The following is a 25,975-nucleotide window of genomic DNA, read 5'->3' as shown; positions in this document are numbered from 1 at the left end:
TCCTAGTGCGTGAGGGCATAGATGATCTCGTTGATCATCATGCGATACGCCTCCGCCGTGTACTTCACGTATCCGGGATACTCGGCGGCGTTCGACCACTCGATGCCGTCGCCCATGTCCGTGTTCCAGTTGATCAGCACCATCGGGCGCGCCGCATCGTCCAGGATCGCGCGCAGGTGGGGCACGAAGCCTCCTTTTTCCCACGTGCGCCCCTGCAGAAACGAGCCGAGCCCCGGTGTCTGCGGGTAGCGATCGATCTTGTAGAAGCAGCTGAAGATCGGATGGGCGGGCGTCAGCTCGACGATCTCGCGGTCGGGAAACACCCGCTTCATCTCGCGCTCGAGGTTCGCCCACTCGACCGGCCCGTGGAAGTCGTCGAAGGTGAGCGTGCCGCCCCGCAGGAGAAAGTCCCGCAGAATGGGGACCTCGATGTCCTGGAGCCTCAGGTTGCCCGGCTCGACGACGTACAGCCAGGGGTACAGCGGCAGCCGGGGATCGTCGAGCGACAGCACGATGGGATCGGCCGCGTCGATCGAGGTGACGCTGCGCAACCGCCGGGTGAGGTTCTGCTCCGCGGCGTTGTAGTCGATCGCCCACGGCTCGTCGTACAGCGACCCGCCGAAGCGGCCGCGGCCGGCCCAGGCCGTGTAGCGCACGCGCACGAACGTCCACTGCAGCCCGGCGAATCGGCCGCCGTCGCCGGCCGCGGCGGGCGGAGCCGCCTGCGGCGGCGCGGCGCCGCGATCCGGCCGTTGCGCCGCGGCGGCCGCGGCCAGCAGCACGAGCGCGCACGCCGCGAGCAGCCGACGGCCGCTCACCGCCGGACCTCCACGGTTCTCAGCAGGAGTTCCTGCGCGCGCTCGAAGAGCGGCGCGACGTCGAGCGAGGCGAGCGCCTCGCGCTTGGCGTCCGCCTGGCGGCCCGCCGCGAAGTACGCCTCGCCGAGATCGCAATGCGCGGCGGCGCTGTCGGCGGGTCCCGTGTTCAGCGCCGCGCGGAATTCGCGGGCTGCGGCGGCGTGGTCGCCGTCGTGCAGGGCTGCCCGCCCCAGCGCGGTGTGCGCCGCGCTGTCAAACGGATCGAGCGCCACGACGCGCGTGGCCGCGGCGCGCGCGGCCGCGGCATCGCCCGTGCGCTCCGCCGCCGCGAGCAGCCGCCTGGCCGCGTCCACGCTGGTGTGATCGACGGCTGTCAGCGCGGTCAACTCCTGCACGGCGCGCGCGTGATCGCCATGCGACTCGGCCAGCGCCGCAAGCCGCGCGCGCGGGCTTTCAGGTCCCGCGGCCTGCGGCACCAGCGCCGCCGCGCGCTCATAGGCCGCGACCGCACCGGCGCGGTCGCCCGCATCGGCCAGCGCCTTCCCGAGCGTCATCTGCACGGCAAAGCTGTCGGGGTGCTGTGCGGCGAGCGTCGCCAGCGCGCCCGGCTCGCTGGCCGTCTTCAGCCCGGCCACCTCGCGCAAGACGTGCGCGAGCTTCTCGAATCGCGTCTTGAGCGCCGCGTCGAAACTCCCCTGCAAGGACACCATCGAGAGATTCGCGGCGCGCTGCAGCGCCGCCTCGTCGTCCAGTCCGTCGCCGTACGCGGTGACGAGCGCGATGAGCGCGGCATCGCCGCGAAGCTTCACGAGGTGCTCCACGAGCAGCGACGCCTGGTAGTACGCCAGCGCGATGGTCTCCGGCCTCGTAAAACCTTCATTCAGCTCCGCGAGCGGGATCACCCGGCCGTCCCGCCACGCCCGGGCGAAGGCGACGTCCATCTCGCGTCCCCATTCGGGCCGCGCCCGCCCCTCTTCGTAGACGGAGATGCCTTCGGTCAGCCACCGCGGCACGCGCTGCTTTGACATCTGCAGCGTGAATACGTGGGCCAGCTCGTGCCACAGCGTCGCCTGCCAGCTGAAGGTGTTCGGCGGTCGCGCCTTCGGCGAATCCATCGTCACGACGCGACCGAAGCAGGCGCCGAGCGCGCCGAGCAGCCCCGGCAGCCCCAGCGTCCGGACGGCGAAATCGTCGTGGCGGGGAAAGATCTCCACGAGGATCGGACCGCGCGGCGTGAACGAGTAGCGCTTCGCCAGCGCCGACACCGCCTCGCGGGCCAGCGCAGGCGCATACTCCTTCAGCACCGCCGCCTCGCTCTTGTGAAAGCGGAACGTGAACGGCGGCTCCTCGACGGTCTCGAAATCATCCAGCGTGTCGAGCAGCGCCAGCAGGTTGTAGGTGACGACGTCATACGGATCGATGCGGAAGGCGGCATCGAGCGACCGGCGGGCTTCGACTTCGTCGCCCGTCCGCATCAGATTGAGGCCGAGGCGAGCCGTCACGGCGGCATTGCTCGGGTCGGTGTCCATGGCTTTCCGTCCGAGCGCCACGGCTTCTTCGAACCGGTACGCGCGCGCGAGCAGGTCCGACGCCGTGTCGTAGGCCGCGGCGTACCGCGGGTTCGCCTCGAGCAGCCGCGCCACCTCGGCGTCGAACTCCGCCGCGCGATCGTCGACGCGCGCGAGAGCGGCAAGGAGCGCGCGCGCCGCAAGGCTGGCCGGATTGGCCTCCAGCGCGCGCCGCACGAGGGCGCGCGCCTCGGCGCGCTTGCCCGCGTCGATCTGCAGGTGCGCCTGCGTGAGGAGCGCGTCTTCCATCGTGGGGTCGATGGCCAGCGCGCGAGCCGCAGCGCCCGCGGCCGCCGGCGGATTACCGTCCATGAGCGCGCGCGCCAGACCCGCATGGGCCGGCGCCCACTCGGGATCCCCCTTCAGCGCCTCGCCGAACGAGCGCGCCGCGTCTTCGTGGTTATGTTTTTCGAGGAACAGCTCGCCCCACGCCGTCTCCACGGCCGGGTCGCCTCCGGCCGCGCGCGAGGCACGGCGGAACAGCTGGTTGGCCTGGCGAAACTCGCCCAGTGCCGCCGCGGCGCGCGCCACGCGCACGATGGCTGCCACATCGCCTGCCCCGGCGCCCGCCGCGGCAATCGGTCCGAGCAGGCCAAACGCTTCTTCGTGCCGCCCACGATCGCGCTGCAGCAGGGCAAGCTCGAGCGCGGCCTGCCCGGCCGGATCCTGTGCGGCAGCGGGTGTCAGCAGCGCCAGCGCCTCTTCGACCCGGCCTCTGCGAAGCGCCACGCGCGCCAGGATCGCGCGCGCCTCGGGATCGACCGCGGCACGCTGCTCGGCGAGCGCCACCGCCTCGTCAAGCTTGCCGTGCGCGAGCAGCGTGGTGGCGGACTGCAGGAACGACGGGTCGGCAGGGACGACTTCCGGAACCGGCGGCGGCACCTGCGCGCGCGCGGCCCCCGTCGGCGCGCACAGCAGCGCCGTCATGGCGACGCCGAGAAAGGCGGCGCCGCGATACGCACGGCAGGAGGCAGCTTGTCCGCCGCTCATCTTCTTTTGACGCCAGCCGGCAGCCGGCGGATTGCGCGGCACGATGCGCCGGAGGACGTGAACGCCGCCTAGCTGGCGGCAAGTACCCTCTCGAAGACGTCCAGCGCCGCCTGCATTTCCTCCATCGTCCCGATGGAGATACGGGCGTGCGTGACCAGCGGCGGGAAGGGCCGCCCGATCAGGACGCCGCGCTCGGCGCACGCGCGATTGAACTCCCGCACGTCGCGTCGCACGTCGACCATGATGAAGTTCGCCTCGGAGGGGATCGACCGATACCCGAGTTCCGCCAGCGCCGTCCGTGCGAACTCGCGCGCTGCGTGGTTGCGGGCGCGCTCACGGGCCATCAGCCCGTCATCACCGAGCGCCGCGGCGGCGGCCGGCGCCACCAGCGCATTCACACCGTTTGCCAGCCTCTGGCGGCGGAGCGCCGCGATGGTCTCCGGCCGGCCCACGGCATAGCCGAGTCGGAGACCCGCCATCCCGTAGAGCTTCGAAAACGTACGGCACACCACGACGTTCGGACGCCCCAGCGCGAGAGGCAGGGCGGTCTGGTAGGCGGGATCCTGCACGTAGTGGTGATAGGCCTCGTCGATGAGGACTGTCGTCCCGGGAGACACTCGCTGCACGCGCTCGACAAACTCGGAGATGACCTTCGAGCCGTGAACCGTCGCCGTCGGGTTGTTGGGGTTGCAGACGAAGATCAGTCCGGCGCCGGGCGCGCGGCCCGCCATCGCGTCGAGATCGAGCTTCAGGTCACGGGTCACGGGCACCGCGTCGACGCGCGCGCCCAGCAGCTCCGCGTAACGCGTGGGATCCTCGAAAGAGGGGGCGGCGGTGATCAGCGCGCGCTGCGGGCTGGTGAACGCGTACACCGCCATTCGAAGAATCTCGCCGGACCCGCTGCCGCAGACGATCGATTCAACGGGCACCGAATGGTGGGCGGCGATGCGCTCGGTGACTTTCTGCGTCGGACCGCCGGGATACCTCGGCGCGTCGGCGGCCAGCGCCGCCATCAGCGCTTCGACGGCAACCGGCGGGGGCCCGATCGGGTTCTCGTTGCTGCTGAGGCGAATCGGGCCGGTCGCGCTGGCGGGAACGAACTCGAACTCCCGTCCTTCGCCCACAGCCGCTTCGCGGCCGCGCGCGAGGAGCTGCGCACCCCGCAGAGAAACGAGTGCGGACGCGCCCGCCACGCCCGCCGCACGGACGAATCCCCTACGCGAAACGCGCATGCTCCCCTCCTCGGGGGAGTCTAATACACCGGCCGCCAGGTGAAGAACAAAGCGGCGATCAAACCCTGTCCTAACGCGAAGAGCAGCAGCCAGCCGGCGCGGCGCGAGGGAGGGACGATGAGCGCCAGGGCGGCGAACATCGGGAACAGCGTGGAAGTCAGCCGCCCGATCGACAGCACGCCCCCCTTGAACAGCGGGGGCAGCAGGTTGGCGAGCATGAACACGGCATAGGGAGCGCCGAGCCGCCGGTAGACGGGCCAGGTCATGCCGAGCGCGAAGAGGGCGGCGAGCGTCTGGATGAACTCCGCGGGCGAGCGTCGCACCCACGCGAGGAGCCCGTCGTGCCACACGGTCACGACGACCCACTCCGCGTAGGCCGTCGATCCCGCGAAGCTGCGTCCCCACGCCTCCTGGACCTTCATCCACGCGAACGGATCGCCGGAGAGCGAGTACGTGTACGCCGAAAACGCCAGCATGCCGGCGCCGGGCATCGCCGCCACGAGGAGCCGGCCCGGGAGTTCCCGGATCGATGCGCGCCGATCGCGCGCCAGCAGCGGCGCGATCGCGATCAGTCCAAGCGTCAGGCTCAACATCGCGCCGTTGGGGCGCGTCAGCCCCGCCAGCAGTCCCGCCGCGGCGGCGGCAAGCCACCGCCCTCGCTCGAACGCGAGGCAGGCGCTCACGGCGGAAAACAGAAACAGCGATTCCGTGTAGGGCGCGCTGTAGAAGACCGCGAACGGATACGCCGAGAGGAAGACGACGGTGGCAAGCGCGGCGTCGGGCGTGCTCCGCACCTCCATCCACCGGTACAGGGCGACGAGCGCCGGCAGGAAGATCGCGACGGCAATCAGCAGGCCGGCCCAGACGAGCCGCGACTGCCGCAGCTCGATGTACCGGTCGTACGTCATGTCCGCCACCCGCTGCGGCTCGGTGAACACCGACGCCGCGCGCAGCAGCATCGGGTACGCCGGAAAGAAGGCGACCGCCCGCTGCGCCGGCTCACCTGCGCGCGCGCGGTCGCGGTAGCCTTCCTGCGCGATCGCCGCGTACCACCCCGCGTCCCATCGTCCCGGGAGATCGGCCAGCAGATCGTTTGAGACGCGGTACTCCATCGTGGGCGGGCGGCCGATGATGAGCACGGCAACGGCGCCGACCATGACGACGCCGAACCGGCTGACGGCCCAGATGCGAACGATGTCCGCATAGGGCCGGCGCCGGGCGGCACCGAGCGCCTCCCAGATCCTCTGGACGAGGTGCGGCCGCGGCGCGCGCCAGTGCCGGAACGCCATGAGCGCCAGCGCGATGAGCGCCGGGCGCCACGCCTGGCGCACCGTGATGAGCTGCCCGAACGCGGACGCGCGCAGCCCGCTGCTGATGGCGACCTTGAGAGCGATGAGCAACAGGGTGACGGAGAGCGCGTCGAACCAACCGGCCCATCGCGGGAGGCCAGCGGGCTCAGCACTCGGTTTCGGGACCTGCAACGCGCGCTCCTCCACTGTGATGCGCCTCAGCATCAGCCAGCCGAAGAGAATTGTAAAGAGCGCGCCGGTGCGGGGTCCGCCCAGGAGCAGCGCCGCCCCGGCGATCTCCCCTGCGACCGCGAGGTAGTTGGGGTGGGACAGGAAACGATACGGGCCGCGCGTGACGAGGGGCGCGCCCGGAACGACGAGCACGCGAAAGGACCACCGATCGGCGAGCGATCGCACGGCCCAGTACTTCAGCCCCTTCGCCACGGCGAAGGCCACGAGCCCGGCGAGCCACCATTCCCGCGGATCCGCCACCCGCAGCCATCCCTCGACGGCGGGCGCGATGAACGCGAGCGGGTAAACGATCCGCATCCAGGCATACACGTCGGACGGCGGTTCGACGGCGCCGCGCGCGCGGAGCGCGCGCTCGTTGCGAGCCGAGCGCCGCGCTTCCACGGCCATGAGCCCGAAGATGATGACGAGGGTGCTGATGATGCGGGCGTGTGGGGTCATGCGGCGCGGACGTCTCCGGCGACGTCGATCACGTAGCGCAGCGCCGCCGGGGCCATTCGCGCCCCTGCCGAGGCGACGCGGATGGCGCCGGGGGAGCCGACGAGCGCGCGCAACGCGCGGTTGAACGTGCGCTTGCGCCGGAACTCGCGCCGCAGGCCGGCCAGCCGCTCGTGTGCGTTCTGATCGCCGGTCTCGAGCGCGTGCAGCGCCGCGCGCGCCGCCAGCTCGCCTCCCCGTATCGCGAACCGCAGGCCATCGCCCGTCATCGGATCGATGAAGCCGGCCGCATCGCCCGCAAGAAGGAGCCCCGGCATCCCCGCAGCGCGGGCATCAACGGCGAGCGGCCCGAGCGTGACGACCGGCGCGACGGGTCGTGCGCGCGCGAACCGCTCGCGAAGCATCGGATCGCCTGCGAGCGTTTCGCGCAGCGCCCGCTCGGGATCTTTCAGGCGCGCGCGATCGGGCGTCACCAGGCACGCGTTCACCAGGCCGCCGGGCACCTGCGCGACGCCGATGTAGTGGCCCCGCCGTACGTGCATCTCGCCGAAGTCGGTCATGCCCTCCACGTCGGTGTAATAGCTCCCCACGGCCCAGCGCCGGGGGCTCTCCGGATGGCGCGAGAGCCCGAGCGTGAACGCCAGCGTGGAGTGGCGGCCGTCGGCGGCAATGCAGAGGCGCGCGCGCACGATCCCGCGCGCGCCGCCGCCGCGTTGCGCCACGCGCACGCCGCCGACCGTCGTGCCGCGCGGACAGTACGCGCCGGACACCAGCGTCCCTTCGTCGATTCCCACGCCGGCCTTCCCCGCCGCGTCGAGGAGCCGCGCGTCGAGCACGGCCCGCGTGAGGGCGAGGCCGGTCACACCGCGCGGATAGCGGCCGGTCACCGCCACTCCCCCACCGGTGACCACCATGCCGGCGACGGGCGTGCCGCCCTGTTCGGTCGCTCCCGAGAGCCCCAGTCGCGCCAGGAGCGCTCTCACGCCCGGGTTCAGGGTGTCGCCGCACAGTTTCCGCCGCGGGAACCGCGCGCGGTCGAAGAGGCGCACGCGCACGCCGGCGCGCGCCAGCACGATGGCCGCGACGCTTCCCGCCGGCCCGCCGCCAACCACGATGACGTCCGGGTTCATCCGCGTCCCAGCACGATGGCGCTGTTCTTCGAGCCGAACCCGAGGCAGTTGCAGAGCGCCGCTTCGACACGCCCCGGCCGTCCCGCGTTCGGGATCACGTCGAGGTCGCACTCCGGGTCCGGCTCGCGCTGGTTGATCGTCGGCGGCAGGAACCCATGAGACAGGGCGAGGGCCGTTGTGACGATCCCGGCCGCGCCGCTCGCCCCCTGCGGATGCCCGATCATCGACTTGGTGGACGAGCCCGGCACCGCGTCGGCGCGCGCGCCGAACACCCGCCGCACGCAACGCGACTCGACGGCGTCGTTGAGCTGCGTGGACGTCCCGTGGAAATTGACGTAGCCGATCTCCTCCGCCGCGCGGCCGGACCGCTCGATCGCCAGCCGCATCGCGCGCACGATCTGCTCGCCGTCAGGGTCCATCTGCACGCGATGGTACGCGTCGCACGTCGAGCCGTAGCCATCAACCGTGGCGTACACGCGCGCGCCGCGGGCGCGCGCGCGATCCTCGCGCTCGAGCGCGAGCATCCAGGCCCCCTCGCCCAGCACGAATCCGTCCCGCCCCCGATCGAACGGGCGCGACGCCTCGGCGGGGGTGTCGTTGTACCGCGTGGACACCGCGCGCATGCGGCAGAACCCGAAGATCATCCCGGCGGTCACGCACGCGTCCGCGCCCCCCGTCAGCAGCACGTCCGCCTCGCCGGCGCGAAGCAGCGACGCCGCGTAGCCAATCGCGTCGGTGGAGCTCGTGCAGCCCGTGGACAGCACGTGGCTGATCCCGTGCAGCCCGAGCGCGATCGAAATCTCGCTGGAGACGATGCCGACAATCGACACGGGGATCGCGTAGGGCGTGACGCGCCGCCCGGACGCGGTGAAGAACTCGCGATACTGTTGCTCGGCGATGTCGATGCCGCCGGCCCCGCTGCCGACGATGACGCCCGCACCGGGCTCGCCGAGGCGCAGCCCGGCGTCGGACCAGGCCTCACGCGCGGCGAGCACCGCGATGAGCGACACTTTCGCGTAGCGTTTGGGGTCGGCCTTCCCGGACACGCCGCCGGACGGCCCGCCATTGCCGTTGCCCCCCGGCGGGAACACGTCGGTCACATCCAGCGGGGGAACAGGCGCAGCCACCTTGCAGGGCAGCTCGCTCGCGTCGAACGCCTCAATCGGCCGCACGCCGCTGCAGCCGCGGCTGACCTGCGTCCAGAACCGTTCCCTGCCGATGCCGAACGGAGAGACGACACCGATGCCGGTGATGGCGATACGCAAGAACCCCTCTCCTTCGCACGAGCAGCCTCTGTTGATGCTCAGTGACCGCGCGGTGCAGGACAGTTCGAGCACCTGCGGCGCCTGACTGGAGGCCCGACCGTCTCCGGCATACCTCCTATAATACGGCGCGACGTGTCTTCCGCCATTGTCGCGGCCGCCTGGCTCGGCGGCGCCGCGTTCGTTGCCTCGCTGCTCTACTTCCTCTATTTCTATCTCGTGCTCCTCGGCCGCCCCGCCGCGGGGACCGACTGGATCACACCGGTCGCCCTCGACCTCGCCCTGTTCCTGGCATTCGCGACGCACCACAGCATCATGCCGCGGGCGGGCGTGAAGCAGGCGCTCGCGCGCGTGCTGCCCCCTGAACGTGAACGGTCGCTGTACGTCTGGATCGCGAGTGCGCTCTTCGTCGTCGTGTGCGCGCTGTGGCGTCCCGTGCCCGGCGTGATGTACGAGGTGCGCGGCGCGTGGGCGTGGCCGCTCTACGCCGTGCAGGTGGCGGGCATCGGCCTGGCGTTGCGCGCCTCGGCGAGGCTTGACGCCCTCGAGCTTGCCGGCATTCGACAGGTGCAGCACGTGCGGCGCGCCAAATCGCTCGCCCCGCTGCAGGTGCTCGGACCCTACACGATCGTTCGGCACCCGGTCTACCTGGGCTGGGTTCTGCTCGTCTTCGGCGCGCCATACATGACGGCGAGCCGGTTCACCTTCGCGCTCATCAGCACGCTCTACCTCGCGCTCGCCATCCCGCTCGAGGAGCGCTCCCTCGAGCAGGCATTCGGCGACAGCTACCGCGAATACAAGCGCCGCGTGCGGTGGCGGTTTCTGCCGGGCGTCTACTGATGGAGTAAACTGCCCTCATGCGCAGGCGGATGCACGCCCCGGTGATGCAACTGGTGTTCGCGGCAGTCGTGGCCGCGCTGTCAGGGGTGGCGTACACGGGTGGCGCGCTGCCCGACGCGGTCGAGCAGGCGGCGAACACGATCGACGCCGGCGACCTGCGCGCGCATCTCCGCTTCCTCGCGAGCGATGAACTGCAGGGGCGCGGCACGGGCCACGCCGGCAATCACGTCGCGGAGCTGTACCTCGCCTCTCTCTTCGAGCGCCTGCAGCTCGGACGCGCTGCGGGGGCGGCGTACCTGCAGCCGGTCGAGTTGTACTTCAGCACGCTCGGCGAGATGAACGAGCTGGTGGCCTCCGAGCAGGTCAACCGGGCCGAGGTGGCGACGTGCTACGTGGCGGGCGGCGATTTCTACCCGCACGCCGCGTCGGCGTCGCGCTCGGTTTCCGCCGGCGTCGTGTTCGCGGGCTACGGCATCACCGCGCCGGAACACCGCTACGACGACTACGCCGGCATCGACGCCCGCGGCCGGCTCGTGGTCGTCTTCGACGGCGAGCCGCAGAGCGACGACGAGCGCAGCCGGTTCCTGGGCCGCGCGCCGACCGCGCACGCCGGCGCGGAAGCGAAGATCGCCAACGCGAAAGCGCACGGCGCCGCGGGACTCCTCATCGTGCGCGCGCGGATGCGCGACGTGAAGAGCGTCTGGCCCGCGGACCCGCCGGTCAGGAGCCGGAACTTCCAGATGGCGGGGCGCGTCGATCGTGAGAGCCTCCCGATCGCCGTCATCTCCACCGGCGCAGCCGAAGCGCTGTTGTCCTCCGAAGCGGTGCCGGAGGAACGCAAGGCCGCCGCGTTGAAGAAGACCATTGACGACGTCCTGGAGCGCGCGGGCGACGGCGCCATCAGCGCGCCAGCCTCGTTTGCCGTCGCCGGCCGCCAGGCCAGGCTGTCGATCGACCTCGCGCGCGAGCGCGTCGTCGTCCACAACGTGGTCGGCATGGTCGAAGGGACGGACCCCGAACTGAAGCAGCAGATCGTGGTCGTCGGCGCGCACATGGATCACGACGGCCTGGACGCGGAGGGGCGCGTGTACAACGGCGCGGACGACAACGGCTCGGGCACCGTCGGCGTGATCGAGGCCGCCGAGGCCTTTGCCGCCGCCGCGCGGGGCGGCCGCAGGCCGGCCCGCACCGTCGTGTTTGCGCTCTGGAACGGCGAGGAAAAAGGGTTTCTTGGATCCGAGTACTTCGTCGAGCATCCGGCGCCCGCCGGACGCCTCGTCGCCAACGTGAACCTCGACATGATCGGACGCAACGAGGACGTGCCGGATCCAACGGACTTCCGGTTCAGGGGACTCGCGAAGACGACCGCCGCCGAGAACACCAACACCGTGCACCTGCTCGGCTATTCCTACAGCCCGGCGTTCTCGGCGCTCGTACGCGAGGAAAACGCGGCCGTGGGGCTGACGATCAGGCAGGTGCTCGACGTCTCACCGCAGAACCTCATTCGCCGGAGCGACCAGTGGCCGTTCCTGCAGCAGAGGATCCCGGCGATCTTTTTCACGACCGGGCTGCATCCCGACTACCACACGCCGCAGGATGACGTGGGCAAGATCAATTTCGAGAAGCTGGAGAAGATCGCCCGGCTCGCGTTCCGCGTGACCTGGCGCCTGGCGACCGATGCGGAGCTGCCGGCGTACGCCGAGCCCCGCCCGTCCGCCCGGGCCGCGCACCTCGAACCCTGACCGCGCCCGTTCCGCGGGCGCTGGCAACGAGAACTCATGCCCGACAACAGCCGCAGCACCGATCAATCCTCGCCCGATCAGCAGAACGGCGCGCCGCAGCTTCCCTCCGAGCTGCCGGTGCTGCCGCTCCGCCGCTCCGTCGTGTTCCCGATGACCGTCGCGCCGCTGGCCGTCAGCCGCCCCGTTTCGGTGGAGGCGGTCAACCGCGCGCTCGCCGGGGACCGCATGGTGCTGCTCCTGCTGCAGGAGGGGGAAGAGGAAGAGCCCGGGCCGGACGACCTCAAGCGCACGGGGACGGTCGGCATCGTCCGCCAGATGGCGAAAGGCACCAACGGCCTGCGCGTGCTGGTCGAGGGGGTCTCGCGCGCCAGCGCCGAGTTCCTCAACAGCGCTGCCGACGGCACGGGCATCACGGCGCTCATCAGGCCGCTTCCCGAGCAGGCCACGCGCAGCCTCGAGGTCGACGCGCACGTGCGCCGCATCCAGGAACTGGTCGAGCGCGCCCTGTCGCTCGCCACCGGTCTCTCGCCGGACCTGCGCGCGCTGGTCACGACCATCGACGATCCGCTGCGCATCGCGTACCTGCTCGCGAGCATGCTCGACATGAAGCCGGAGGACAAGCAGCGGCTGCTCGAGGAGAACGATCTCTCGGTGAAGCTGACGGCGGTGGCCGGCGCGCTCTCGCGCGAGATCGACATCCTCGAGCTGAAGGGGCGCATCGAGTCGAAAGCCGAGAAGGAGATCAGCGAATCGCAGCGCCAGTACGTGCTGCGCCAGCAGCTCAAGGCCATCCAGCAGGAGCTGGGCGAGACCGACAGCGAAGTGCAGGAAGTACGCGACACGATCGCGAAGGCGGGCCTGCCGGAACAGGTCGCCGCCGTGGCCACGCGCGAGGCCGATCGCCTGGAGCGGATGACCCCGGCGTCTCCCGAGTACCAGATGATCCGCACGTACCTCGACTGGGTGCTGGAGATCCCGTGGGCGAAGACCACGGAAGACCGGCTCGACCCCATCGAAGCGCGGCGCGTGCTCGACGAGGACCACTACGATCTCGACAAGGTCAAGGAGCGCATCGTCGAGTACCTGGCGGTGCAGAAGCTCAAGTCCGCCCAGGCCGCCGAGGGCCAGGCGGTGACCATCAAGGGGCCAATCCTCTGCTTCGTCGGGCCGCCGGGGGTGGGAAAGACGTCGCTCGGCCAGTCCATCGCGCGCGCGATGAACCGCACGTTCGTCCGCATCTCGCTGGGCGGCGTGCGCGATGAAGCGGAGATCCGCGGGCACCGGCGGACCTACATCGGCGCGATGCCCGGCCGGCTGGCGCAGGCCATGAAGCAGGCGGGCGCGAGCAACCCGGTGTTCATGCTGGACGAGATCGACAAGATCAGCGTCGGCATCCAGGGGGATCCCGCCGCGGCGCTGCTCGAGGTGCTCGACCCGGCGCAGAACCACGCGTTCCGCGACCACTATCTCGAGATCCCGCTCGATCTCTCGCGCGTGCTGTTCATCGCCACGGCCAACCAGCTCGGCACGGTCCACCCCGCGCTGCTCGACCGCATGGAGATGATCTCGCTCTCCGGCTACTCCGAGGAGGAGAAGCGGCACATCGCGCGGCGCTACCTGCTGCCGCGCCAGATCGCCGAGAACGGGCTGAAGCCGCACCAGCTCGAGATCGACGACGCGGCGCTGACCCGCGTGATCACCGAGTGGACGCGCGAGGCGGGGGTGCGTACGCTGGAGCGGCAGCTCGGAACGATCGCGCGGAAGGTCGCGGCCCGCGCCGCGGGCGCCGCCAATCCGCTGGAAACCGTGGAGAACGTCGAGGCGGAGGAAGTGGCGAAGTTCCTCGGCCCGCCGCCGTTCAGGCCGGACGTGGCGTTCCGCACATCGCGGCCCGGCGTGGCGACCGGCGTGGCGTGGACCGAATCCGGGGGCGACGTGCTCTTCATCGAGGCGGTGCTGCTCCCGGGGGGCCACGGCAACGTGACGCTCACCGGACAGCTCGGCAACGTGATGCAGGAGTCCGCCCGCGCCGCGCTCAGTCACATCCGCGAGCAGGCGGACAAGCTCGCCATCGACGCGAAGTTCCTCGACGGCCACGATCTGCACGTGCACGTGCCCGCCGGCGCGATCCCGAAGGACGGCCCTTCGGCAGGCGTCACCATGGCCACGGCGATGGTCTCGGCGATCCGCAAGGAACCCGTCCGGGAGGACGTGGCGATGACCGGCGAGATCACCCTGTCTGGCCTCGTGCTGCCGGTCGGCGGCATCCGCGAGAAGGCGCTTGCCGCCCGGCGCCACGGCATCAAGATCTTCGTCCTGCCGCAGCAGAACCTCCAGGACACCGAGGAATTGCCGGGCGAAGTGAAGAAGGAGATGCGCTTCGTGCCGGTCTCCACCCTCGACGAGGTCCTCCCCATCGCATTGCCGGCCCCGGCACCTGCGCCGTAGAAGTACACGTGCCGGGCCTGGTCTTCTACATATCCGCGCATGGCTTCGGCCATGCCTCGCGCGACATCGAGGTCATCAACGCGTACGGCGCCCGGCACCCGTCCACCCGCATCGTCGTGCGCACCGGCGCCCCGCGCTGGCTGTTCGATCTCACCCTGACCGTGCCGCACGAGTTCGTTTCCGCGGAGACCGACACGGGCATCGTCCAGCGTGACAGCCTGACGCACGACATTGCGGAGACCATGCGGCGCGCGGCGGCGTTCTACGCCACGTTCGACGAGCGCGTTGAACGTGAGGCCCGCTGGCTCGAGTCGCTGCGCCGGGGCGGACCTTCCAGGTCCGCCGATCTGCTCATCGTCGGCGACATCCCGCCGCTCGCCTTCGCCGCGGCGGCGCGTGCCGGCGTGCCGGCGTTCGCGCTGGGCAACTTCACGTGGGACTGGATCTACGAGGACTACGACGAAACGGAGCGGCTGGCGCCGGGAGTGATCGATACCGTCGCGCGCGCCTATGCGCACGCCCACGGCGCGTGGCGGCTGCCGATGCACGGCGGGTTCCAGTCGATCCGCCGCGTGGAGGACGTGCCGTTCGTCGCGCGCTTTTCGCGGCGCGATCCGGAGGAGACACGGCGCGCGTTCGGGTTGCCGCTCGACCGGAGCGTCGTGCTGTCGTCGTTCGGCGGGTACGGCCTCCGCGGGCTTTCCCCGGCGCAGATCGATTGCCTCGACGAGTACGTCGTCGTGGTCACCGAGACCTCGACTGGAACGGCCCGCTCCCCCGAACCGCCGGTCGTCATGCTGCAGGAACGGGCCATCTACGGCTCCGGTTTTCGCTACGAGGATCTCGTCCGTGCGGCGGATGTGGTCATCACGAAGCCCGGGTTTGGCATCATCTCGGAGTGCCTCGCCAACGACACCGCGCTCGTGTACACCTCGCGCGGTCGATTCCGCGAGTATCCCGTCCTCGTGCGCGAAATGCCCGCGTTCCTCCGCTGCGCGTTCATCGAGCAGGCGGACCTCTTCGCGGGGCGCTGGCGCGCGGCGCTCGACAAGGCGCTCGCCCAATCGAAGCCGGCCGGGCCGCGACGCATCGATGGCGCGGACCACGTGGCGCGGCGCATCGAAGCCGCGCTGTCCTGATCCCCCATCCAGGTGGCTGTTGCGATATCCTGTCGCGCATGCTCACCAGACGATCTCTGCTCCGGCTGTCTGCACTGACAGGCATTGCGGCGTGGTCGCGACCCTCCTTCGCTCTCGGGGGCGAGGGGCAGGTGCCGCCCGCGGATCGACCTGCGCCGATCGCCGCGCTGAAATCCATGCGCAGCCTGGCGAAGCCCATCACCAATCCCGAGCGCCTGCTGCGCCTCCAGAAGGCGCAGCGCTTGATGGCGGAACAGAAGGTCGACGCCATCATGCTCTGCCAGGGCACGTCGCTCGTGTACTTCACCGGCGTCCGCTGGAGCGGAGGGGAGCGCCTGTTCGCCCTCGTCGTGCCGCGGTCGGGCCATCCGTTCGTCGTCTGCCCGGCGTTCGAGGAGGACCGCGCGCGCGAGCAGCTCGGCCTCGGCCCGTTCGGGACGAACGCGGACGTGTTGACGTGGCACGAGCACGAGAACCCCTACGCGCTCGTGGCCCAGGGCCTGAAGAAGCGCGCCATCCTCACCGGGACGCTCGGTGTGGAAGAGACCGTGACGTTCGTGTTCAGCGCCGGGGTGGCGCACGCCGCCCCCGCCCTGAAGGTGGTCAGCGCCACGCCAATCACCGCCGGGTGCCGCATGGTGAAGGACGCGCACGAACTCGCCCTGATGCGCCTGGCGTCCGACGTGACGTTGCGCGCCTACAAGGCGGCGTACGAATCGCTGCAGGTGGGCATGACACAGGCCGACTTTGGACGCCTCGTCTCCGCCGCGCACGCGCAGCTTGGGTTCCAGGGCGGAGCCGGCATGCAGGTCGGAGAGTACTCCGCGCTGCCGCATGGCTCCGTCCAGCCGCAGGTCATCAAGGAAGGAACGATCCTGCTCATCGACGGCGGCTGCAGCGTGGAAGGCTACGCGTCCGACATCAGCCGCACGTTCGTGCTCGGCACGCCGAGCGACAAGATGAAGCGCGTGTTCGCCATCAATCGACAGGCGCAGGACGCCGCGCTGCGCGCCGCGCGACCGGGCGTTCCCTGTGAGGCGGTGGACGCGGCCGCGCGCAGGGTCATCGCCAATGCCGCGTTCGGCCCCGACTACAAGTACTTCACCCACCGCCTCGGGCACGGGCTCGGTATGGACGGGCACGAGTGGCCGTACCTGGTGCGCGGCAACACGCAGCCGCTCCAGCCGGGAATGACGTTCAGCAACGAGCCGGGAATTTACATCAGGGGGGAATTCGGCGTCCGCGTCGAGGACGACATGGTGATCACTGAAACCGGCGCGGAGCTCTTCACGCCGCAGAGCGAGTCGCTGGAAAGGCCGTTCTAATCAGGCGCAAGGCACGAGGCTGCCGCAGCAGACACGAGGTCCTCCCTTCAGCCTCGTGCCTAGTCCTTGATGCAGGTCACCAGCGACCAGAGCTTCGGCACGTTCACCTTCTCGATCGTCACTGGCTTGAGGTCCGCCTGCGCGAGGAACGCGGGCAGGTCGAGGTCCGACTTGAATCCGATGTGGATCGTCAGCGGCGAGATCAGCCGCTCGACTCTCGACAGCAGGAAATTCGGGCTCAGGAAGTGGTTCAGGAAGATAATCCGGCCGCCCGGCCGGCACACGCGGCGCATTTCCTGCGCGACCTGCACCGGGTCCGGCACCACGCTGATCAGGTACGGCGCGTACACGATGTCGAAGCTGCTGTCGGGGAACTTGAGATCGGCAGCGTCCATCTGGAGGAGCCGCACGTTCGACAGCTCCTTCTTCCACATCCGCTCGCGCGCCTTCTCGAGCATGGACGCGGAAAAGTCGATGCCGGTCACCTGGCAGTCGCGTGGGTACATCGACAGGTTGATCCCCGTGCCGACGCCCACCTCGAGCACCCTGGTGCCCGGCGCGATGCTCATCCGCTTGAGCGCCCTGACGCGCCCGGGATGCAGTGTAGGACCGAACACCCAGTCGTACACCTTCGCGAGCTTCTCGTAGACCCCCTCGACGAAATCGTTCTCGACGGCGGTTACCGAAAGCGCGCGAGTGGCGGCATCCGATCCGACGAGTTCCTCGTGCGGATCCTTCCGATCAAATAAGGCCATGCGGGTGCTCGGACTATACCATTACGATGAAGCGGCGGTCACTAGTTCAAGGACGTCCGGCACCGCCGCCGGCGCCACGCTGATTTGCAGACCCTTCACCATCCCGCGCAGCGGCCCGTCCGGCGGCCTCGGCCGCCCGCATCCGGTCGAGCAGCGCGTCCGGCACGTACACCCCGGGCACCTCGTTGGCCAGGAACTCGGCGTGCCGAACGCTCTCGAACGGCGTCAGGCCGGCCAGGATCGGGATCTGCTGCCGCGGGATCCTGGCCAGCACGCGCTCGACCTGCGCCACGTCGTACACCGGCTGCGTGATCGCGAACTCCGCCCCCGCTTCGAGCTTGTAGTTGAACCGGCGGATCTCGTCGTCCAGGTTCGGCGCCGCAGGGTTCAGCGCCACGCCGATGTGGAACGAGGTCGCCTGCCCGATCGGCTGCCCGCCGATGTCGAGCCCCTGGTTCAGGCGCGTGACGACGTTGGTGAGGCCGATCGAATCCACGTCGAACACCGCCGTCGCGTCCGGATAGTCCCCCACCTTCGGCGGATCGCCGGTGATGAGCAGGACGTTGCGGATGCCCATCGCGTGCGCGCCGAGCAGGTCTGACTGCATGCCGAGCAGGTTCCGATCGCGACACGCGTAATGCAGGATCGGCTCGAGCCCGCACTGCTGCTGGACCAGCACCGAGACGGCGAGCGCGCTCATCCGCGCGCTGGCCAGCGGACCGTCCGGCACGTTGACCAGATCGATGCCGTGGATCTTGAGCGCGCGTGCCTGCGCCACCACATCGTCGGTACGATAACCGCGCGGCGGCACCAGCTCCACGCTCACGACGAACGTGCCGCGCGCGAGCGCGTTCGCCATCCGCGACTTCTCCGCCCGCTCGACCGGCACGACGGCCACCGCGGGCGCCGATTTCGGCGCGGTCGCGACGGCGCGCGATCCCGGCGGCGCCAGCGCGCGCACCGCCTGCTTGATCTGCCGGATGTGCTCGGGCGTCGTCCCGCAGCAGCCCCCCACCAGCTTCACGCCGTTGACGATGAAGCGCCGGGCGTACGACGCCATGTATTCAGGGGAACAGAGATAGATGTTGCGCCCTTCGATGTCGCGAGGCCGTCCCGCGTTCGGCTGCGCCGCCAGGCGGGCGTGCGTGGTCTGCGCGATCCGCTCGATGGTCTCGAGCATCGCCGCGGGGCCGACGCTGCAATTGACGCCAATCACCGCCGCCCCTTCGGCCTCCAGCGCCGGCGCGAACGACTCGGGGGGCGCGCCATCGAGCGTGTTGCCGTCTTCCTCGGTCGTCATCTGCGCGACGACCGGCAGATCGCACACGCTGCGCACGGCGCGGATCGCCGCGCGAATCTCGTTGAGGTCACGGAACGTCTCGAGGATGAACAGATCCACCCCGCCTTCGTGCAGCGCCCTCGCCTGCTCCCGGAAGTACTCCTCCGCTTCGTCCACGCCCGTCTTGCCCCACGGCTCGATGCGGATGCCGAGCGGCCCGATCGCGCCGGCCACGAACGCCTGCTCGCGCGCGGCGTGTCGCGCGATGCGCGCCCCCTGCGCGTTGATCGTGTGCACGCGGTCCGCCAGGCCGAAGGACCCGAGCTTGATCCGGTTCGCGCCGAACGTGTTCGTCTCGATGAGGTCGGCCCCCGCGCGAACGTACGCCTGGTGCACCTCCGCCACCAGGTCCGGCTGCGTCAGGTTCAACTCGTCGAACGACCGGTTCAGGAAGATGCCCTTCGCGTACAGCATCGTCCCCGTCGCGCCGTCGCAGACCAGGACGCGCCTGTCGATTTCGTCGATGAAGGACTTCGCAGTCATGAAGTTCGTAGTTTGGTAATGTGGTCCAGATTACGAAATCACGAAATCACCAAATCACCAATTTCTCGTATTCCCACGTCCTCGGATCCAGCAGCAGGTACGAACGCGAAACCAGGTCCAGGCAGATCGACCGCGTGCTCTCCACCTCCCGCTCGTCGAACCGGTGGTGGTGGCCGAACAGATGCAGCCGGGGCCTGATGGCGGCGATCAATTCATTTATCGGCGCCTTGCCGGCATCCATGCGACCCACGCGGAACGGCCGCGGGGCCTCGTGAGTGAGCAGGACGTCCACCCGCATCTGCCGGCCTAGCGCCTTGGCCGCCTCGACTTCCGCCTTCACAAAATGGCGCCGCTTGTCGGCGAGCGCCGTCGCCTTCATTGTCCTCTTCCGGGGATGCGGCAGCGCGGCCGGATCCGCGTCATACCACGTGGGCGCGAAGGTGCCACCCACGCCCACGACCCGGACGCCTGCCACCTCGGCGAGCGTGCCGTTCGGCACGTACACGAGGTTCCCGCGCGCATCGTGCGCGTGTGCGGCGAGGTAATCGAACCACTCGTTGTTGCCTTTGATCCAGTACAGCGGCGCCGGAACGTCCTCGTAGATCCCCTCGTCGTCACCGAGATCGCCGACGCAGAGCCAGGCGGGAATTTCGGGGTGGCGCGCCATGATCCGGCGCACCGACGGCCAGTCTTTATGGATGTCGCCGAGGGCACCGAGCTGACCACTGGCCACTGATCACTGGCCACTGACCACTACGCCGTCTTTGCCGCCGACGGAGGCACGAGCAGATCCTGCTTGTCCCAGATGAAGTCGTCCTTGCTGTACACCGCCAGCTCGTAGTCCTTGCCCATGAACACGGCGGAAACCGGGCAGGCTTCCTCGCAGTAGCCGCAGAAAATGCACCGCGTCTTGTGGATCTGGTAGATGCTGGCGTAGCGCGGGCCGGCCTTCACCGTGCCGTCGTTTTCCGCCGCCTCGAGGTAAATCGCGTCCGACGGGCACGCCACCGCGCACAGCCCGCACGCGACGCACTTCTCCAGATCGTTCTCGTCCCGCATCAGCACCTGTTTCCCGCGGTATTTCGGGAACATGGGCATCTTCCCGTCCGGGTACTGGACCGTAATGGGCTTCCGGAAGATGTGTTTGAGGGTCGTCGCGAACCCGATGAGCAGCGGCCGGATCATCCAGCTATCATATAAGGACTTGCAGCACGAGCCCAAGTTCCTCTCGGCGGAGCAGTTCCTGCTGACGACGCTCATCGTGAAGCTGGCGGTGGCCGCCATCCTCACCACGATGCTCGTCCGTTTCCGGTGGTTCCGCCGGATCCTGCTCACCGAGCGCCGGGACTGGCCGGAACGGCTCGTGTTCGCGGCCGGGCTGGGCATTCCCCTGTGCGCCGGCATCGTGGCGCGGCTGCTGCTCAACTACAACGCGTTCGACCTGTCGCTCGAGGGAGCGTTCCTCGCGGGGCTCATCGCCGGCCCCTACGCCGGCGCGATCGTCGGGTCGCTCGTGGGCACCCCGGCAACCATCGCCGGCGAGTTCATCACGCTGCCCTTTGCCGTCGGCTGCGGCTTTGCGGGCGGCGGGCTGCGCGAGGTCTGCCCCAAGGAAACGATCTGGCGGCTGTCGCCCCTCTTCTTCACCGGCCTTCACCGCGACGCCTGGCGCTTCGTGCGACGGCTCCAGATCGACTGGCACATCCTCCTGATTGCCGCGCTCATCGCGCTCGAATTGCTCCGGCAGGCGCTCGGCCACCGCTTCGGGATCGAGCGGCTCTTCTGCCTCGCGCCGAGCAACGCCTGGTTCCTCGCGCTCGTGTGCCTCACCACCGTGCTCGCCGTGGCCATCCCGATCAAGATCTGGAACAGCGCGCGCATCGAGCCCCGCCTCGAGGAACAGGAACAGCTGCTGATGGCCGCCCGGATCGAGGCGCTGGCGAGCCAGATCAACCCGCACTTTCTCTTCAACACGCTGACGTCGATCTCCTCGCTGATCCGGTCCGAGCCGGAAACGGCGCGCACGCTGATCGTCAAGCTGTCCGGCCTGCTCCGCCGCCTGCTCCGCAGCCAGGACCACTTCGTCACGCTCCGCGAGGAGCTCCCCGACGTCCTCGACGTCGTCGTGCCGAGCATGATCCTGCAGCCCCTGGTCGAAAACTCGATCAAGCACGGGTTGTCGCGCAAGGTGGGAGACGGCCGGATCACGATCCGGTCGCGCCGCCACAACGGCCACGCGATCATCGAAGTGATCGACGACGGGCTCGGGATTCCCATGGAAGGACTGGAGTCCGCGATGCGCGGCGGCATCGGGATCAGGAACGTCAACGAGCGGCTGCAGGTGATCTACGGCAAGAACTACCGGTTGAAGCTCGACAGCAACCCGGGTCAGGGCACCGTCGCCCGCATCGAGATTCCCGAGCTGCTGGTCCAGGAGCGGGTGACGGCGTAACATGACTCAGGACGCGCTGCAGGTCGTGGTCGTCGACGACGAGCAGCTCGCGCGTGACGAGCTGTGCTTTCAGCTGCAGCGCATCGGCGGCGTTGACGTCGTGGGCCAGGCCGGCAACGGCGTGGACGCGCTGAAGATCATCGAGGCGCACGATCCCGATCTGGTGCTCCTCGACGTGCAGATGCCGGGGCTGAACGGGTTCGAGGTGGCCAGGCGGCTGCTGCAGCGCGAGTCCGGCACGCAGCTCGTGTTCGTCACGGCGTACGATCAGTACGCGATCGAGGCCTTCGACGTGAGCGCGGTCGATTACCTGCTGAAGCCGGTCGAACCGGAGCGGCTCGTCCAGGCGATCGACAAGGTGCGGCGGCGGCTCGCCGCGGACCGGCCGCGCGGCCTCCCGCCGCTCGGCACCGAAGAGCTGGAGCGCCTCCTGCGGATGCTGTCCGAGCGGGACGGCCGGCGTGAGCAGGTGGCGATCAAGGTCGCCGAGCGCTTCCTGCTCATCCAGGCCGACGAGATCGTGCACGCCTCGCTCGTTGACGATACGATAACGGTAGTAACAAACGGCGTCTCAGGAACGTCTAACTATCGGAGCCTGGACGAACTGCAGGCGCGGCTGGACCCCGGCGTCTTCTGGCGGGTACACCGGTCGCACTTGGTTAACATACACAAGATAAAGGAGATAGTGCCCTGGTTCAGCCGGAACTACATCCTCAAGATGAAGGACGCGAAGGCCACGGAGATCCCCGTCAGCCGCGCCCAGACGAGGCGTCTGCGGGAGTACCTGAGACTCTAGACCCGCGGTTTGAAGCGCCCGGCGTGGGAGCGATGGAGGTTCCCGTCCTGACGGGTGTCGATCCCGGCAGGGAGGGACGGCTGTCGCTGGACCGCCCGCGCGACCTGCTGTTGCGGGTCGGTGACGAGGTCCTCGCCTGGTTCAAGACGCTGGCGTCGGCGGCCGTCTACGCGACGCTCATCGTCACGTTCGGCGTGCAGGTGGCACGGGTGGAGGGCCAGAGCATGGCGCCCACGCTCGCCGACCAGGATCGGCTGATCGTCAGCAAGCTGTCCTACCGCCTGCACGACCCGCAGGTGGGGGACATCGTGATGCTCTACTACCCGATCGATCCCAACAAGTCGTTCGTCAAGCGGGTGATCGCCGAGGAGAACGACGTGGTGCGGATCGTCAACGGCCGCGTGTACCGGAACGAGGTGCTCATCAACGACGAGTATGTCCCGGCCGAGTACCGCAGCCACGAAGATCTGGGCCCGCTGGTGATCCCGGAGGGCTATTACTTCGTCATGGGCGACCATCGGAACAACAGCTCCGACAGCCGGCACTGGGGCATGGTGCCGAAGAAATACATCATCGGCAAGGTCCAGCTGCGATGGTGGCCCATCCCGAAAGCGCGTATTTTCTAATTGCCGCACTCCGCTGAGCGATACCGCGCGGTTTCCCGCGTCCTGCTCGGGGTACTGGCCGCGAACCTCAGCGTCGCGCTGGCGAAGATTGCCTTCGGATATGCCACGCAGTCGGTCGCCATCATCTCCGACGGCTACCACTCCCTGACCGACAGCTTCTCGAACGTGATCGGCCTGGTCGGCTTGCGCGCGGCGCGCAAGCCGCCGGACCTCGATCATCCGTACGGCCACCGCAAGTACGAGACGCTGACCGCCGCCGGCATCTTCGTATCGCTGATCCTCGTCGTCGAGGAGGTGGTCCGGACCGCCCTTGCGCATCTGCGGCATGGCGCGGCGGCGACCGTCACGAGCACGAGCTTCGTCGTGATGACGGCCACCGTCGCGGTCAACCTCGCGGTGGTGGCCTACGAGCGGCGCAAGGGACGGCAGCTCTCGAGCGAGCTGCTGCTGGCCGACGCGATGCACACGCGCAGCGACGTGTACACGTCGCTCGGCGTCATCGCCTCGCTGGTGGGCGTGCGGCTCGGCTACCCGATCCTCGACCCGATCGGGGGCCTCGTCGTCGCCTTCTTCATCGCGCTGGCCGGCCTGCAGATCGCGCGCGATACGGCGCGGATTCTCTCGGACCGCTTCGTCATGGACGAATCGGACATCCGCGACGTCGTCATGAGCGTGCCGGACGTCATGGGCTGCCACCACATCCGCACGCGCGGGTCGGCCGATCACGTGTTCCTGGATCTGCACGTCTGGATGAGCGGCGACGCGCCCCTGGCGCACGCGCACCACGTTTCTCACGTCGTGAAGGACACGCTGATCGCGAAGTTTCCGCAGATCGCGGACGCGATCATCCACATCGAGCCCCCGCCGCGCGGCGTGCCCTAGCGCTTCAGCAGGTGGACGACCTTCAGGATGATCGCGCGGTCGCGCGTGATCGCCTCGAATGGCGTCATCCCGACATCGCGCGTGTCGTTCACGACAACGTACACGTGGCTGTTTGGCCGGTAGATCAGGTCCAGGCGGAAGTTCGCGGTGAGACGGCGGGTGATGTTGTTGTACTGCACGAAGGTGTTGGAGATGACCCGGTTCGACGCGCTGTAGTTCAGGCGGACGCCGGCCAGCGTCGCGGTGAAATGCCCGAACGGGAGCCGGACGTCATTGCGCTCGTAGGACGGCAGGAGCGCGAAGTGGTCGGTGACCTTCGCGGTGGCGCTCAACTGGACCTGCTGCCGCGTTCCCCCGTAGAAGCCTCCCCACGAATACGATCCCGTGGCGGCGTAGCGCCGTCCGGGGCTGGCCGCGTAGCGGATCTGCCCGCGCTCGAACCGGTACGCGTTGGCCGGCACGACCGTGTTCCGGCCGACCACGAACGACCGCTCCGGCGTCTCGGTGTTGTGGTTTCCCTGCACGAGCAGCTCGTCGCCGTTCTGGAGCGTGACAATCAGCTGCGTCATGTGCGCGCGCGTCCGCTGCCGCCCGGCTTCGTCGTGAAACCAGTCGAGCGTGGTGCGGATCAAGTAGCGGCGGACGGGACCGCGCTGCGGCCGCCAGGCCACCCGGCCGCCGGGCGACTGGCGGCGGACGCCCACGCGCGGGAAAAAGCCGAGCGCGGGGGTGAAACCGGCGTCGAAGTCGTGAAAGATGTACTGAATCCCGAGCGCGTCCGTGTCCCAGTGCGCGTAGATGTTCGTCGCGAACGCCTGCTTCCCGTCCCCGGCTGACGGGAACGTTCCGGCCCAGAAGCTGTTGACCGTCATGTAGCGGAACATCGTGAGGTCGCTGTCGATGCCGACGACCCGGTTCCCGGCCCCCTCCGACCGCACATCGGTGAGCATCGCGCCCACCGACGAGCGGCCGAACAACTGGCGGCGGACGCGCAGGACGCTTTGCGTCGCGTCCCGCACGCTGGCGGTCTTCCCCGTGCGGGCGGCGATGGCGCCGAACTCGTATGGGCCCGCGCGGCCGCTCGCCCGCGCGCCGGCCAGCATCGGCACTTCACGCCCGCCCGCGTCCAGTCCGATTCTTCGGCTGAAAAACAGCTTCGACTCGTTGCGGAACCCGAAGTTGAAGACGCCAGCCCCCTCGAGAAAGAACTCGCGTTTTTCCGGAAAGTACAGGCTGAAGCGGGTGAAGTTGATCTGTTCGTCATCGACTTCCACCTGCGCGAAATCCGTGTTGGCGGTGACATCGAGCGTGACGCTCGACGTGAGCCCGAGCCTCACGTCGATGCCGGGCTGGAAGTCGGCATCGGTCGCGGCGGCCGCCGTGCGCGACGCGCGGGCCACGACGAAGGGTTTGACCTCCGCCACGCGCCCCTGCTGGCGCGGCAGCAGCCCCGCCAGCCGTCCAGCCCGGGAAAACCACCACAGCGTGCCGGACAGCTCGACGGGTGCCCAGAACGATTCTTCGTTCTTCCGCCGGATCACCCGCTGCAGGTTCAGCCCGAACGCCAGTCCGGTGTCGTCGCTGGCGGCGGGATAGCGCAGGGTGCTGAAGGGGATCGCGATTTCCGCGGTCCAGCCCCCCGCATGCCTCCGGGCGGCGGCGCGCCAGACCCCGTCCCATTCGAAGTTCCTGTTGAGGCCCTCCCCGGTGATCAGCGCGTCGGTCATCGCGCCGTTGGGGTTCACGGCGAAGTAGTACCCGTTGCGGCCGTCGCGGAAGGTGTCGAGCAGGATGGCGATCGAATCGTCGGGACCTGCGTAATCCCACAGTCCCGTGAGCTTCCAGAGATCGCGGCCGTGCAACGCCGCCGTGACCCGCTCGGGTTCGGAATCTTCCAGCACGATCCCGAAATAGATGGCGTGGTCGCCGGCGGCGATGCGGACGGTGGTGCGTTCGGACGCTGCGGTGCCCTCGCGCGGCTCGCGCTGCACGAACCCGCCGGTTTCGGCGGCGTCCCGCCAGAGCGGTTCATCCAGCTGGCCGTCGATGACCGGCGCGGCTGGCGCGGCCGCCGCGCGGATTTCCCGCCGCGGTTCCAGCGGTACCGTCGCCTGCGCGACCGCCACCGGGGGAGTGACAGCGAACACGCACAGGCCGGCGCACGTCAGAACC

The 25,975-nt window shown here is 69.3% G+C and carries 19 protein-coding genes and 1 pseudogene; 9 read left to right on the top strand and 11 right to left on the bottom strand.

The window, feature by feature from the left end:
- Positions 1 to 2 precede the first annotated feature (2 nt).
- The 6 genes from HYU53_11335 to HYU53_11310 form a co-directional block, all read right to left on the bottom strand.
- Positions 3 to 818, bottom strand: a complete 816-nt coding sequence (locus tag HYU53_11335) for a DUF4159 domain-containing protein (GenBank protein ID MBI2221783.1) — start codon at positions 816 to 818, stop codon at positions 3 to 5.
- On the bottom strand, positions 815 to 3,313 hold the full coding sequence (locus HYU53_11330) for a tetratricopeptide repeat protein (GenBank protein ID MBI2221782.1): 2,499 nt from the start codon (positions 3,311 to 3,313) through the stop codon (positions 815 to 817). Before HYU53_11330 ends, HYU53_11335 begins: the two co-directional genes overlap by 4 nt.
- A 131-nt stretch (positions 3,314 to 3,444) precedes the next feature.
- The gene (locus HYU53_11325) at positions 3,445 to 4,608 is read right to left on the bottom strand and encodes an aminotransferase class I/II-fold pyridoxal phosphate-dependent enzyme (GenBank protein ID MBI2221781.1); all 1,164 of its coding nucleotides are present in this window, start codon (positions 4,606 to 4,608) and stop codon (positions 3,445 to 3,447) included.
- 20 nt (positions 4,609 to 4,628) lie between these two features.
- Entirely contained in the window at positions 4,629 to 6,587 is a 1,959-nt protein-coding gene (locus tag HYU53_11320; GenBank protein ID MBI2221780.1) for a hypothetical protein, read from the bottom strand.
- Entirely contained in the window at positions 6,584 to 7,714 is a 1,131-nt protein-coding gene (locus HYU53_11315; protein ID MBI2221779.1) for an FAD-dependent monooxygenase, read from the bottom strand. Before HYU53_11315 ends, HYU53_11320 begins: the two co-directional genes overlap by 4 nt.
- Positions 7,711 to 8,979: a beta-ketoacyl-[acyl-carrier-protein] synthase family protein gene (locus HYU53_11310; protein ID MBI2221778.1), complete on the bottom strand. Its 1,269-nt coding sequence runs from the start codon at positions 8,977 to 8,979 to the stop codon at positions 7,711 to 7,713. Before HYU53_11310 ends, HYU53_11315 begins: the two co-directional genes overlap by 4 nt.
- Before the next feature lie 132 nt (positions 8,980 to 9,111).
- Here HYU53_11310 and HYU53_11305 point away from each other — a divergent pair, with 132 nt between their 5' ends.
- The 5 genes from HYU53_11305 to HYU53_11285 are packed head-to-tail and all read left to right on the top strand — an operon-like array spanning position 9,112 to position 16,470.
- Positions 9,112 to 9,816, top strand: coding sequence for an isoprenylcysteine carboxylmethyltransferase family protein (locus HYU53_11305; protein MBI2221777.1), 705 nt, complete (start codon positions 9,112 to 9,114; stop codon positions 9,814 to 9,816).
- 17 nt (positions 9,817 to 9,833) lie between these two features.
- Entirely contained in the window at positions 9,834 to 11,558 is a 1,725-nt protein-coding gene (locus tag HYU53_11300) for a M28 family peptidase (GenBank protein MBI2221776.1), read from the top strand.
- Between the two features lie 36 nt (positions 11,559 to 11,594).
- The gene (gene lon / locus HYU53_11295) at positions 11,595 to 14,006 is read left to right on the top strand and encodes an endopeptidase La (GenBank protein ID MBI2221775.1); all 2,412 of its coding nucleotides are present in this window, start codon (positions 11,595 to 11,597) and stop codon (positions 14,004 to 14,006) included.
- An 8-nt stretch (positions 14,007 to 14,014) separates the two neighbouring features.
- Positions 14,015 to 15,145: a hypothetical protein gene (locus HYU53_11290; GenBank protein MBI2221774.1), complete on the top strand. Its 1,131-nt coding sequence runs from the start codon at positions 14,015 to 14,017 to the stop codon at positions 15,143 to 15,145.
- Between the two features lie 38 nt (positions 15,146 to 15,183).
- Positions 15,184 to 16,470 carry an aminopeptidase P family protein gene (locus tag HYU53_11285; protein MBI2221773.1) on the top strand — a complete coding sequence of 429 codons (1,287 nt, stop codon included), beginning with the start codon at positions 15,184 to 15,186 and terminating at the stop codon, positions 16,468 to 16,470.
- 59 nt (positions 16,471 to 16,529) lie between these two features.
- Here HYU53_11285 and HYU53_11280 read toward each other — a convergent pair whose 3' ends face one another.
- The 4 genes and pseudogenes from HYU53_11280 to HYU53_11265 form a co-directional block, all read right to left on the bottom strand.
- Positions 16,530 to 17,225 carry a methyltransferase domain-containing protein gene (locus HYU53_11280; GenBank protein ID MBI2221772.1) on the bottom strand — a complete coding sequence of 232 codons (696 nt, stop codon included), beginning with the start codon at positions 17,223 to 17,225 and terminating at the stop codon, positions 16,530 to 16,532.
- Between the two features lie 21 nt (positions 17,226 to 17,246).
- Positions 17,247 to 19,047: pseudogene (locus HYU53_11275) on the bottom strand (bifunctional homocysteine S-methyltransferase/methylenetetrahydrofolate reductase).
- Positions 19,048 to 19,093: 46 nt separating this feature from the next.
- Complete coding sequence (locus HYU53_11270; GenBank protein MBI2221771.1) at positions 19,094 to 19,780, bottom strand: metallophosphoesterase; 687 nt, start codon at positions 19,778 to 19,780, stop codon at positions 19,094 to 19,096.
- 20 nt (positions 19,781 to 19,800) lie between these two features.
- Positions 19,801 to 20,232: an NADH-quinone oxidoreductase subunit I gene (locus HYU53_11265; GenBank protein ID MBI2221770.1), complete on the bottom strand. Its 432-nt coding sequence runs from the start codon at positions 20,230 to 20,232 to the stop codon at positions 19,801 to 19,803.
- A gap of 19 nt (positions 20,233 to 20,251) precedes the next feature.
- Here HYU53_11265 and HYU53_11260 point away from each other — a divergent pair, with 19 nt between their 5' ends.
- The 4 genes from HYU53_11260 to HYU53_11245 are packed head-to-tail and all read left to right on the top strand — an operon-like array spanning position 20,252 to position 23,803.
- Positions 20,252 to 21,499 (top strand): histidine kinase, encoded by a 1,248-nt coding sequence (locus tag HYU53_11260; protein ID MBI2221769.1) that lies wholly within the window; start codon positions 20,252 to 20,254, stop codon positions 21,497 to 21,499.
- A 1-nt stretch (position 21,500) separates the two neighbouring features.
- Positions 21,501 to 22,295 (top strand): response regulator transcription factor, encoded by a 795-nt coding sequence (locus HYU53_11255; protein MBI2221768.1) that lies wholly within the window; start codon positions 21,501 to 21,503, stop codon positions 22,293 to 22,295.
- Positions 22,296 to 22,327: 32 nt separating this feature from the next.
- Positions 22,328 to 22,921 (top strand): signal peptidase I, encoded by a 594-nt coding sequence (lepB, locus tag HYU53_11250; GenBank protein MBI2221767.1) that lies wholly within the window; start codon positions 22,328 to 22,330, stop codon positions 22,919 to 22,921.
- A complete protein-coding gene (locus HYU53_11245; GenBank protein MBI2221766.1) occupies positions 22,922 to 23,803 on the top strand; it encodes a cation transporter in 882 nt (293 codons plus the stop codon).
- On the opposite strand, the gene HYU53_11240 is transcribed toward HYU53_11245, so the two are convergent.
- Positions 23,800 to 25,929, bottom strand: coding sequence for a carbohydrate binding family 9 domain-containing protein (locus tag HYU53_11240; GenBank protein MBI2221765.1), 2,130 nt, complete (start codon positions 25,927 to 25,929; stop codon positions 23,800 to 23,802). The two genes, HYU53_11245 and HYU53_11240, sit on opposite strands and share 4 nt — an antisense overlap.
- Positions 25,930 to 25,975: the final 46 nt, after the last annotated feature.

This window comes from Acidobacteriota bacterium (genome assembly GCA_016184105.1).
In the GTDB taxonomy this organism is placed as follows: domain Bacteria; phylum Acidobacteriota; class Vicinamibacteria; order Vicinamibacterales; family 2-12-FULL-66-21; genus JACPDI01.
This window is presented reverse-complemented; position numbering and strand designations above follow the sequence as displayed.

Bases quoted from the DNA above. Each gene is read 5' to 3' on its own strand.
- HYU53_11330 (MBI2221782.1), bottom strand. From the start codon at position 3,313: ATGACGGCGCTGCTGTGCGCGCCGACGGGGGCCGCGCGCGCGCAGGTG.
- HYU53_11325 (MBI2221781.1), bottom strand. From the start codon at position 4,608: ATGCGCGTTTCGCGTAGGGGATTCGTCCGTGCGGCGGGCGTGGCGGGC.
- HYU53_11320 (MBI2221780.1), bottom strand. From the start codon at position 6,587: ATGACCCCACACGCCCGCATCATCAGCACCCTCGTCATCATCTTCGGG.
- HYU53_11315 (MBI2221779.1), bottom strand. From the start codon at position 7,714: ATGAACCCGGACGTCATCGTGGTTGGCGGCGGGCCGGCGGGAAGCGTC.
- HYU53_11300 (MBI2221776.1), top strand. From the start codon at position 9,834: ATGCGCAGGCGGATGCACGCCCCGGTGATGCAACTGGTGTTCGCGGCA.
- lon (MBI2221775.1), top strand. From the start codon at position 11,595: ATGCCCGACAACAGCCGCAGCACCGATCAATCCTCGCCCGATCAGCAG.
- HYU53_11285 (MBI2221773.1), top strand. From the start codon at position 15,184: ATGCTCACCAGACGATCTCTGCTCCGGCTGTCTGCACTGACAGGCATT.
- HYU53_11280 (MBI2221772.1), bottom strand. From the start codon at position 17,225: ATGGCCTTATTTGATCGGAAGGATCCGCACGAGGAACTCGTCGGATCG.
- HYU53_11265 (MBI2221770.1), bottom strand. From the start codon at position 20,232: ATGATCCGGCCGCTGCTCATCGGGTTCGCGACGACCCTCAAACACATC.
- HYU53_11255 (MBI2221768.1), top strand. From the start codon at position 21,501: ATGACTCAGGACGCGCTGCAGGTCGTGGTCGTCGACGACGAGCAGCTC.
- lepB (MBI2221767.1), top strand. From the start codon at position 22,328: ATGGAGGTTCCCGTCCTGACGGGTGTCGATCCCGGCAGGGAGGGACGG.